The sequence below is a fragment of the Planosporangium flavigriseum genome, assembly GCF_011947225.1.
Classification (GTDB): domain Bacteria; phylum Actinomycetota; class Actinomycetes; order Mycobacteriales; family Micromonosporaceae; genus Planosporangium; species Planosporangium flavigriseum.
Genome location: NZ_JAATVW010000042.1, coordinates 1 through 9657, shown reverse-complemented (window position 1 = coordinate 9657; position 9657 = coordinate 1). Strand labels below are relative to the sequence as shown.

The window sequence follows — 9657 nt, the reverse complement described above, 5'->3', positions numbered from 1 at the left end:
CTGAAGGCCGGAGCACTACGGACGATCCAGGTAGCCGTACGCCACAGCTCTCCGCTGTTGTGATCTTCATCCCGCACGGGTTCACCAACTCGTTGTGTCGCGTTCGCCGTCCTCGGGTAACCCCAGCAGAGATCGCCAGGCAGGATCCCGTCAAGTCGGACGATGCCCGGTCGATCTACGAAATCGCAGGGCAACAGCGGGAGAGTCGCCATGACCACGATCGAGATCGACACCACCGAGCGGGACAGCCGGGTCTCCACCGACCACATGAGCCTGGTAGCGGTATGCCTCTTCGCGCTAATGGGCCTCGCCGGCATCATCACGATGACCGTCTGACCGGTTTTTCCGTTCGGTCGCGGGCCGTGAGTACCCGGCTGATATGCGTACATCTATCGGGCGTCTTTGTTTGGGCCGAACCACTGCCGCAGATCCCGATCGACGACAGCCAGACCGACGCCGCCTAGGTCTGCACAGCAGTTGGCGGTGGCCCCGTCGGCGGCGGTGCCGAGCAGTTCAGCCCGGTGAGGTTCCGGGTGGCCAACTGCAGATGCTGCCGCAGCACCGGGATCTGGGCCTTGGCGAACGCGCGTACCTGCGGGTTGTCGGCATGCCGGGCCATCGCCGCGTACATGCCCAGGTCGGCTTCGTGGTCGGCCTGCATGGTGGGCGCGTACGAGCAGTCGAACGGCCCGCCCCGCAGGCTCGACCAGATCGCCGTCACGGCCTGCTGGTCGCGGCCCAGCGCGGTCGGCGGGGTGACGTGCAGCGTACGGCCGAGCGACTGCAGTTGCTGCACTTCCTTGCCATGGTCGCGGACCATCCGGTTGCCGAACGTCCGAATGCGCTGGTCCGCGCCCCGGGCGGCGGCGAGGCGGCCGCTCGCCACCTCGAACTCGGCGCCGCGACCGGCCGCGGTCAGGAAGGCTCTGTCCCGGGCGCCGAGCGTGCCGCCGGGCGTCGGGGTGGCCGCTGGCGCCGCCCCGGCGGGGGCCGCTAATCCCAGGCACACGGTGGCGACGATGCTCGCCACGATTGGTATCCGCATGACAACCTCCGGCGCACTGCTCTGTTTCAGTACTGCATGTACTGACCGGAAGGTGTCCGATACCCGTTAAACCGGCGTACCACCCTCAGCGGCGCCCGCCAGTGCCGCCGGAGGTCCTGGCCTCCACCCGGCGCAGCGCGTCGGTGTAGTCGTCCAGGGGCCGCATGGCAGCCGCCAGCCGGAGATGCGGCAGCGCCTGCCCCGGTTTGCCCAGCCGCTCCAGCGTGCGGCCCAGGACGAAGTGCGCGTAGTGATCAGCGGGATCCCGGTCGATCAGCCAGCGCAACTGTTCTTCAGCCCGGCGCAGCTGGGCGGAGTGGTAATAGGCCCGCGCCAGCAGCAGCCGTACCGATTTGTTGTCGGGCTCGGCGGTGACGATCGGCGCGAGCGCGTTGGCGGCGCCGATCGGATCACCGGCGTCGAACTGCCTGACAGCCCGCTCGTACTCGGTATAAAGATCAACCACACCGGCCCCCTGATGATCGCGTGTTCTGCGCACAACTACCCGTCCATGGGTTCTGTTCCCCGGGATGCGGCCGGGTACCGTTCGGCGATGGTTGCGATCGTGACGGGGTCGGACAGTGAAGAGCTTCAACGGCGGGTGGCCGGCGCGCTGGCCAGCGCGGGGCTCGAGCCCGGCGACCGGGTGGCGCTGCTGCTGACGCCGTCGGCCGGGCTGCTCGCCGCCGTCCTCGGGGCGCTACGGCGGGGCATCATCCCGGTCATCCTCGATCCGGTGCTACCGGCGGCCGAACGAGCGGACCTTCTCGCCGACTGCCAGCCGGCGCTCGTGGTCTCCGACGACGCCGCGCTCGGGGAGCTGCTCACCGGCCCCGCTGCCGAGCTCGCGCCCGCGCCGCTGGGCCGACCCATGCACTACACCTCGGGTACGACCGGGCGGCGCAAGGGCGTCTGGTCCGGCGTGCTCGGCCCCGACGCCGCGCAGGCGCTCCTCGACGAGGAGGTCGCACTGTGGGGTTTCCACGCCGGCGACCGGCACCTGGTCTTCTCCCCGCTGTACCACTCCGCGCCCCTGCGGTTCGCCATGTGCACGCTGCTTCGCGGTGGCACGGTGATCCTGCCGGGCCGCTTCGACCCCGCCGCCATGCTGGACGTGATCGCACGGCACCGGCCGACGACCGCCTTCTGCGTACCCACCCAGCTACGCCGGCTCTTCGCCGCCGCGGACGCCGGGCCCGGCCTGCCCGACCTCTCCTCGTTCCGGCTGCTGGCCCACGCCGGCGAGCCCTGCCCGTACGCGCTGAAGCGCCGCGTGCTGGACACCTTCCCACCTGGTTCGGTGTACGAGTTTTACGGCTCCACGGAGGGCCAGTTCACCACGTGCTCGGCAGCCGAGTGGGCGGCCCGGCCCGGCACCGTGGGGCACGCACGGCCGGGCCGGGCACTGCGGGTGGACGGTGACGGCGTCATCTGGTGCCGGGTGCCGGCGTACGCCCGGTTCAGCTACTGGGGCGACCCGGCGAAGACGGCGGCCGCCTGGCGGGGCGACGAGTTCACCGTCGGCGACGTCGGCAGGCTGGACGCCGACGGGTACCTCTACCTCGACGGGCGCCGGGACGACTTGGTCATCACCGGCGGGGTCAACGTCTACCCGCGCGAGGTCGAGCTCGTCCTCGCGGAGTGCCCCGGCGTCGAGGAGGTCGCCGCTTTCGGCGTCGACGACGAACGGTGGGGCACCCGGCTGTGCGCTGCGGTCGTGGGGTCGGCGACAGCCGACGAGCTGGACCGGTACGCCCGGCAGCGGCTGGCGCCGGCGCGCCGGCCTAAGGACTACTACGTCGTCACCGACCTGCCGCGCACGAGTACGGGCAAGGTCCGCCGCCTCGACCTGCCGGGATTCCTCGGCCTCACACAATGGCCTAGTTCGGCACATTAGACGGTATATGCCATTTTGTGTACCCCGCCCCTTCCACCACCCGATCGCGTTCCTGCACTTTGTGCATGCACCCCCGCTGCAACCGATTTCTCACCGAGCCACAACCGTGACCCGTTGTGATGATTCGGTTGCGGTGTGCCACGGATGGCTAGGGGAGGAACGCAGTGAACAGGATGGGGCTACGTGCCCGGATCATGGTCGGCAGTGTCGCAACTGCCGTCGTGGCCGGCAGCGCGACGGCTGCGGTTGCCCTCGCACGCCCGGATACGTTGCCGCTGCGGCCCCTCGCCGCGGCGCAGCCGGCGCCGGACGGGTACCACCACGTCCTCGTACGGGTACCGGCCGGCTCGCCGGTCGTCTCCGTTCCTACCGGAGCGTCCGGGACCGCGACCCCCGCGTCCGCGACTCCCGCGACCGCAGCCCCCGCTGCCAGCGCCGGCGTTCCGGGCATCGACACGTCCGGCATCGCGTCCGGTATCGACCTGGAGGCCCTCGCGCGGTACCAGGGCCGGGTGGACCGCCTCGAGCGCAGCGACAACGGCCGCGTCCTGGCCATCCTCACCGACGGCAGCAGCGTCGACGTGACGGCCGGCGCCGGAACCGCCCAGACGCCCACCAAGCAGACCCCGGCCACCCAGCCCCCGGCCACCCAGGCCCCGGCCGTACCCGCAGCACGGCCGGCCACGAAGGTCGTACCCACACAGCTGCTCCCGCTGGTCAACGATCCCGCGGTGGTGGACGTGTCCGCCGTGGACCAGACGACCTGGCGGGTCGTCGGCGACCTGCCGGCCAAGCGGGTCGCGGCACTGACCGGCCTGTCCACGCAGAACGACGTCCTGATGCAGGTCACGGGGACCGACGACCCGTACAGTTCGCTGCTGTGGGCCCTGGAGAACAACGGGGGCAACATCGGCGGCTACCTCGCCATACCCGACGCGGACGTCGACGGAGTCGAGGCGAACCGGCGTAACACCGGGAGGGGCGTCGTCGTCGCCGTCGTCGACACCGGCATTCAGTCCAACCACCCGGACCTGCCAACCTTGTGGCAGAACCCGAACGAGATCTGTGGCAACGGCGTCGACGACGACAACAACGGCTACGTCGACGACTGCAGCGGTTGGGACTTCGCCCACAACGACAACACCATTTACGACCCGGCCGACAGCAACGACCACGGCACCCACGTGGCAGGCACGATCGCCGCGATCCCGAACAACGCCCAGGGCACCGCCGGCCTCTCCCCCGGCGCGACGATCATGTCGGTCAAGGTGTCCGCCAACGGTTCCATGTGGATGTCCGACGTCGCGCTGGGCATCCGGTACGCCGCGGACAACGGCGCGAAGGTCATCAACGCCAGCCTGGGTACCAGTCCGGGCGCCCCGCGCGAAAGCGTGCAGGCCGTGGAGAACGCGATCGCGTACGCGGGCAGCAAGGGCGTCGTGGTCGCCGCGGCGGCCGGCAACGACGGCGTCAACACCGACACGTCGCCGGTCTGGCCCGCCGACCTGCCGCTGGACAACATCATCTCGGTCGGCGCGTCAACCGCCGCGGAGCAGCGGGCGAGCTTCTCCAACTACGGCGCGACCTCGGTCGACCTGTTCGCGCCCGGCCACTACATCGTCTCCACTGTGGACAAGGGCGGGTACGCCGCACTTCAAGGCACCTCGATGGCGTCACCACACGTGGCCGCCGCCGCGGCGCTCGTCCTGTCGGCCGACCCCACAATGCCCCCCGCCGAGGTGCGCAAGCGGCTGATGGACACCGCCGACCCGGTCGACGCGTACCGTGGAAAGTCCGTCACCGGTGGCCGGCTCAACGCCGATCGCGCGCTCGCCGCCAGCGGCGTCAGCCTCGAGGCGGCCGCCTTCCACGACTTCAGCGCCGACACCCCGCACACCGGCAACCTGACGGTCAAGGCGGCGCCCGGCGCGGTGCCGGCGGGTGTTGCCGTCACGCCGCAGGCCACGCTCCTGACCCTGGTGGACGGCACCACGTACGGCGTGGTCGACCAGCCCGTGACGATCGACGGCAAAGAGGTCACCACCGATTCCAATGCCCAGGTCCTCCTCGGACCCGCGGACGGCGTTGACGGGGCGAATCCGACCCTGACCAACGGTGGAATGCGGATGGCCGTCGGCACGACGCTGCCCGCCGGCCAGTACGCCCTCGTCGTGGACCTGGTCTCGGCCACCGACCGCGCGTACTCGTACGGCCGGTCGAACGCCATCTTCTTCGTGGTGCTCGCGCCCGGCCAGACCGTACCGGCAGATCCGGCTCCGACGGCCGGCGTCACGCCTCCTCCCTATGCTCCCCCGGCGGCCGGTGCGCAGCCCCCGGTCATGACCGGCCCGCAGCCGGCACCGGGCACCAACCCGGGCCCCGGCGCCGGTGCCGTCCCCGGCCCCGTCCCGGCTCCGGGCACCATCCCGGGTCCCGGCACCGTCCCCGGCCCCGGCGCCGGCTCCGCCCCTCGACCGGGCGGCGCTGTCCCGGGTCCCGGCACCGTCCCCGGCCCCGGCGCCGGCTCCGCCCCTCGACCGGGCGGCACTGTCCCGGGTCCCGGCACTATCCCCGGCCCAGGTACCGTCCCCGGTCCAGGTACCGTCCCGGGTCCGGGTACCGTCCCCGGCCCCGGCACCGTGCCGTCGGCCCCGGGTGCCGGTCCCGTGCCGTCGGCCCCGGGTGCCGGTCCCGTGCCGGCCGGACCGCCGGCCACCCCGCCGCCACCATCGGTGACCGGGAACGGCATCACGATCACGTCGATCTCGCCCGGTAACGGACCGGCGAGTGGGGGTACCTCCGTGATGATCATGGGCTCGGGCTTCCCCACCTACCCAATGGTCTACTTCGGCGGCACCGGAGCGTACGTCCAGAGCAGCAACCCGTATCTGCTCACGGTCATCGTGCCCTCCGGCGCGGCGGGCTCGGTCGTATCGGTGACGGTCGGCGATCAGACCGGACGGTCGGTCACCATGCCGAACGCCTTCCGCTACGACGGAACCGCCGCGGGTGGTGGCACCACGCCCGGTGCGACGCCGCCCGGCGCCTCTGGACCGGGTACCCCCGGCGCTCCGGCTCCCGGCGCTCCGGCTCCCGGCGCTCCGGCTCCCGGCAGCCCTGGAGTGGGTACGCCCGCGCCGGGTACGGCGCCGTCCGGTCCGCCCGTGCCGGCGGGCCCGCCCGGGGCCACCCGGCGGGTCGCCCTGCAGCTCGGTCAGCCGGCCGCTCGTGGCGGGCTCCGTCTCGCACCGGTGCTCAACTTCAAACTGAGCCCGTCGATGTGGACGACGTCGCGCTGCCAGACCGTGCTGTGCCGGGGCGTGCAGATCTGACCCGGTAATCCATCGACATGATCGCGGAGAGTTTTCCGGCGATGACACGGAACCCCCGTGCCACGGAGAACTCTCCGCGATCATGGTTTGGTCAGCAGGCGAAGGGCTCGCTGCGAGCCGATCCACCAGACATGATGGGCAGGCCCGCGTACTTCCAGCTCACGACGACGTACCGGTGCCACCGCTGGACACAGGCCTGGATCAGCCGCCAGGCCGGCTTCGGGATGCCGGCCCGCCGGCGCGGCGCCGACGTGAGGTGACGTACCAGGATCGTGCGCTGGACCTGGTCGTTGTACGGCGGACGCCCGGCTTCCACCGTGTACCAGATCCTTGACCAGCGCCAGCGCAGCGTCACGGGTGGCGATCAGGTCGCGTACCCGCAATATTGTCGTGGCGCAGCGTCAGCAGGATCGAGCGCTCCCGAAGGAATCGCGCGTCCGCCGTGGCGTGCCCCATCTGCTCGGCGTGGAGCACTTTGACCGCAGCCGATTGGACAGATACCTATCCCCCAACGTTCAACGCGCGGCGATACAGGCACGGTGGTGGATTGATTCGGCGAGTCTGGGGTACGAACCAACCGTGCGCTTCGGAGGTGTGGAGATCCGCCCGCTCGGCGGTGGACTGGGCTGCCTGTTGATGATCCTGTTCTCGATCATCGCCTCGGTCGTGCTGACCGTGCTCGCCAACCTACTGCTGCGCTAAGGCTCGATATTGCGGAAACTCGGCCCGCTGTCGTTCACCGGCCTCCCGGTCCGGGCTACCGTGCGATCCTCTCCGAGGCGTCGGCTAGTTCGTACCGTCCGACAGGGCACGCCGCGTCGGACAGGGAAGAGATCGCCGACAGGTACAGGTGCTGATTTCGCGACGCCCGCCCCTCTCAAAGCGATAACCAACAGAGCCCCCCGAGATCACCCCTGGGGCCCTGTTCCATGGTGGTGCTTCCGGATGGTGGCCCAGGCCGCCGCGCGATTTAGCCAGCGCCCGGCCCCGGCCGTCCCACGCGGGATCGCCCGGGGCCTTTCGGCGTTTCAGGCACCTCGCCCTGTCTTCTCCTGCAACTCTTCGATCTTCTTGGAAGCCTCGGCCTTCGTGAGGTCGTCAGGGGCCTCCTCGCCGGCCTCCCGTGCGAGCGTCCCCAGGTAGGACCGTTGAGCGCCCGTCGGCGGTTCGTCCCCCGTGGTCCAATCGTCGGGATCCTTGATTGCCGACTGCGGGATCTCACTCGGGTCAGCCATTCCTCCACCTTTCGGCTGGTCGAACATCTGTACGTATACCCCGTGGCGCCCGAGGGCATGCACGGCGCGAGCGGGGGTAGCCGTCCGGCATGACGGTGAACCCGGTGCAACTGCAGAAGTTTCTGAAGGGCATCGACTACCCGGCCGACAAGAACACGCTCCTCCAACGGGCCCGGGAAAACGGCGCCGACGACAACGTGGTGCGCACCCTGGAACAACTTCCCCGCGACCGGTTCAACTCCCCCAACGACGTCAGCGAGGCGGTCGGTCAGCTGCGCTGACGACGGACGGACTGGACCTCGTCCTCCTGCTCCACGTCACCCTCGGCCTGGTCACGCTCGCGCGCGTACATGACCTGCGGCGAGGTGGCGTCTTCAGCGGGAATGTCGCCCGCCTCGGGTACCTGGTACGACGGCACCTGATCGGTGCTCTTTTGAGCTTCACTCATGTCGCACCAGTACCCAACCGCGGCTGGGGCAACCCCGGCACCGGAGGCTCCCCGCCCTTCCAGCGCGCCGGCCAGCGCGCCTTGCCAACCTCGGCGCACGGCAGCTGTCCTGGATTCACCAGGACGACCTCGCAGGTCAACCCGAGCCGCTCCGGGAGCGGCACTGGAATCGATCACCAGAACGGAGGACCGTCGGACGGGAGGCGCCGCTATGAGACGTCGCTATGAGCGCCGAGACTAGGAGTGCCGGTGACACAGACCCTGCGGCTGGGACGGGTGGCCGGAATTCCGGTAGGCGTGCACTGGTCGGTCCTGGTCATCATGGCCCTGCTCGTACAGGGCCTCGCCACGGCGGTGCTGCCGACGAGCGCACCCGGGCGGCCGAACTGGGTCTACTGGGCCACAGCGGTCGGCGCGGCGGTGCTCTTCCTTCTGTCGCTGCTGGCTCACGAACTCGCTCACGCTCTCGTCGCGCGGTACTACGGCATCCGGGTACAGCGCGTCACGCTGTGGCTGCTCGGCGGCGTCGCCGAACTGACCGACGAAGCTCCGCACGCCCGGGCCGACCTCTTCGTAGCCGGCGCCGGACCACTGACGAGCGTGGTCGCCGCCGCGGCGTTCGGCGGTGGGGTCGTGGCGGCGGCCGTCCTCGGCGCTCCGGCCGTGCTGACCGCCGCGCTCGTCTGGCTAGCGTTGATCAACGCGATTCTCGCGGTGTTCAACCTGTTGCCGGGCGCGCCGCTGGACGGCGGCCGGGTGCTGCGCGCGATCCTGTGGCGGATACGCGGCGACCGCGAACAGGCCAACCTCGTCGCCACCCGCGCCGGTCACGTGATCGGGCTGCTGCTCATCCTCGCCGGCATGGCCGAGGTGCTGTCCACCGGTCAACTCCGCGGCCTGTGGCTCGGCATCGTGGGCTGGTTTCTCATGTCGGCGGCAACGGCCGAGCAGGCCAATGCCCGGTACCGCGCGCTGCTGGGAAAGTTGCCGGTCCGGGACGTCATGAACCCGTACCCGCTGTCGGGCAATCCGGATCAGAGTGTGGACGACTTCACCCGTACCGTCGCCTCCCGCGCCCACCACCGGGCATTTCCACTGCGGGACTGGTACGGGCGACCCGCGGGAATGGTGCGACTGGCCGACGTGGCACGGGTGCCCATCGAAGCGCGGCCGAGCACCCGGCTGGGCGAAGTCGCAACGCGACCCGATCTCGTACCCGTGGTCGCGGCAGCCCGACCGGCCGCCGAGATCGCGCCGGTCGTAGCCCGCAGCGACCTCGTGCTGGTGGTCGAGGACGATCTCCTGGTGGGGGTGGTGAGCCAGGCCGACATAGCCCGGGCCGCCGAGCTGGCCCGGCAACCGTGATCGCCGATCGGAGGCGAGGAGGTCTCTCCGGTTCGAAGGCCTCAATTTCGAAGGTCCGGTTCCAACGCCCGCTGGCGGCACCACTGACCTCCCGGAAGACATTCGCGCGCGACGGGGCCGACCGGGCCTGGTGTGCCCCGTCGCGCGCTGGACGCGCCAGCCACCGGTTGTGGGAACTGGGGCGGGGGGGGTAGGTCGGCGCATCCACGTGGGAACGACGCAGACGCTATCCGGTTCTCCACCACTCACAAGGCCTTCCCCGCCCAATTAAACGAGACCTAAGAAAGATTTGCCGGCGCTACAACCTGGATCGTCCGTAGTGCTCCGGCCTTCCC

At 70.4% G+C, this 9657-nt stretch carries 11 protein-coding genes; 6 read left to right on the top strand and 5 right to left on the bottom strand.

Going from position 1 to position 9657, the window contains the following annotated elements:
* The first annotated feature begins 210 nt into the window (after positions 1 to 210).
* Positions 211 to 336 carry a hypothetical protein gene (locus HC028_RS28305; RefSeq protein WP_275408292.1) on the top strand — a complete coding sequence of 42 codons (126 nt, stop codon included), beginning with the start codon at positions 211 to 213 and terminating at the stop codon, positions 334 to 336.
* A gap of 124 nt (positions 337 to 460) precedes the next feature.
* Here HC028_RS28305 and HC028_RS26580 read toward each other — a convergent pair whose 3' ends face one another.
* Both HC028_RS26580 and HC028_RS26575 read right to left on the bottom strand, forming a co-directional pair.
* Positions 461 to 1045, bottom strand: a complete 585-nt coding sequence (locus HC028_RS26580) for a DUF4142 domain-containing protein (RefSeq protein ID WP_168080192.1) — start codon at positions 1043 to 1045, stop codon at positions 461 to 463.
* A gap of 85 nt (positions 1046 to 1130) precedes the next feature.
* Positions 1131 to 1511, bottom strand: a complete 381-nt coding sequence (locus tag HC028_RS26575; RefSeq protein ID WP_168080191.1) for a tetratricopeptide repeat protein — start codon at positions 1509 to 1511, stop codon at positions 1131 to 1133.
* Positions 1512 to 1598: 87 nt separating this feature from the next.
* On the opposite strand from HC028_RS26575, the gene HC028_RS26570 reads away from it, so the two are divergent.
* Together HC028_RS26570 and HC028_RS28300 are read left to right on the top strand one after the other, a co-directional pair.
* The gene (locus tag HC028_RS26570) at positions 1599 to 2942 is read left to right on the top strand and encodes a class I adenylate-forming enzyme family protein (protein WP_168080190.1); all 1344 of its coding nucleotides are present in this window, start codon (positions 1599 to 1601) and stop codon (positions 2940 to 2942) included.
* 173 nt (positions 2943 to 3115) lie between these two features.
* Positions 3116 to 6274 (top strand): S8 family serine peptidase, encoded by a 3159-nt coding sequence (locus HC028_RS28300; RefSeq protein ID WP_275941400.1) that lies wholly within the window; start codon positions 3116 to 3118, stop codon positions 6272 to 6274.
* 91 nt (positions 6275 to 6365) lie between these two features.
* Here HC028_RS28300 and HC028_RS26560 read toward each other — a convergent pair whose 3' ends face one another.
* Entirely contained in the window at positions 6366 to 6590 is a 225-nt protein-coding gene (locus tag HC028_RS26560) for a hypothetical protein (RefSeq protein WP_168080188.1), read from the bottom strand.
* Between the two features lie 263 nt (positions 6591 to 6853).
* On the opposite strand from HC028_RS26560, the gene HC028_RS28295 reads away from it, so the two are divergent.
* A complete protein-coding gene (locus HC028_RS28295; protein ID WP_275408293.1) occupies positions 6854 to 6976 on the top strand; it encodes a hypothetical protein in 123 nt (40 codons plus the stop codon).
* Positions 6977 to 7302: 326 nt separating this feature from the next.
* Here the strand turns inward: HC028_RS28295 and HC028_RS26555 are convergent, their stop codons facing one another.
* Positions 7303 to 7509: a DUF3072 domain-containing protein gene (locus HC028_RS26555; RefSeq protein WP_168080187.1), complete on the bottom strand. Its 207-nt coding sequence runs from the start codon at positions 7507 to 7509 to the stop codon at positions 7303 to 7305.
* Between the two features lie 104 nt (positions 7510 to 7613).
* Between HC028_RS26555 and HC028_RS26550 the strand changes: the two genes are divergently transcribed.
* Complete coding sequence (locus HC028_RS26550) at positions 7614 to 7790, top strand: DUF2795 domain-containing protein (RefSeq protein ID WP_239075754.1); 177 nt, start codon at positions 7614 to 7616, stop codon at positions 7788 to 7790.
* Here HC028_RS26550 and HC028_RS26545 read toward each other — a convergent pair.
* A complete protein-coding gene (locus tag HC028_RS26545) occupies positions 7778 to 7957 on the bottom strand; it encodes a hypothetical protein (RefSeq protein WP_168080185.1) in 180 nt (59 codons plus the stop codon). The genes HC028_RS26550 and HC028_RS26545 overlap by 13 nt on opposite strands.
* Before the next feature lie 249 nt (positions 7958 to 8206).
* Between HC028_RS26545 and HC028_RS26540 the strand changes: the two genes are divergently transcribed.
* Positions 8207 to 9322, top strand: a complete 1116-nt coding sequence (locus HC028_RS26540; RefSeq protein WP_168080184.1) for a site-2 protease family protein — start codon at positions 8207 to 8209, stop codon at positions 9320 to 9322.
* The last annotated feature ends 335 nt before the right edge of the window (positions 9323 to 9657 follow it).

What these genes read in the sequence shown, in the direction of transcription:
- HC028_RS26580 (WP_168080192.1), bottom strand. Translation starts at nt 1,045, where the DNA reads ATGCGGATACCAATCGTGGCGAGCATCGTCGCCACCGTGTGCCTGGGA.
- HC028_RS28300 (WP_275941400.1), top strand. Translation starts at nt 3,116, where the DNA reads ATGGGGCTACGTGCCCGGATCATGGTCGGCAGTGTCGCAACTGCCGTC.
- HC028_RS26555 (WP_168080187.1), bottom strand. Translation starts at nt 7,509, where the DNA reads ATGGCTGACCCGAGTGAGATCCCGCAGTCGGCAATCAAGGATCCCGAC.
- HC028_RS26570 (WP_168080190.1), top strand. Translation starts at nt 1,599, where the DNA reads ATGGTTGCGATCGTGACGGGGTCGGACAGTGAAGAGCTTCAACGGCGG.
- HC028_RS26545 (WP_168080185.1), bottom strand. Translation starts at nt 7,957, where the DNA reads ATGAGTGAAGCTCAAAAGAGCACCGATCAGGTGCCGTCGTACCAGGTA.
- HC028_RS28305 (WP_275408292.1), top strand. Translation starts at nt 211, where the DNA reads ATGACCACGATCGAGATCGACACCACCGAGCGGGACAGCCGGGTCTCC.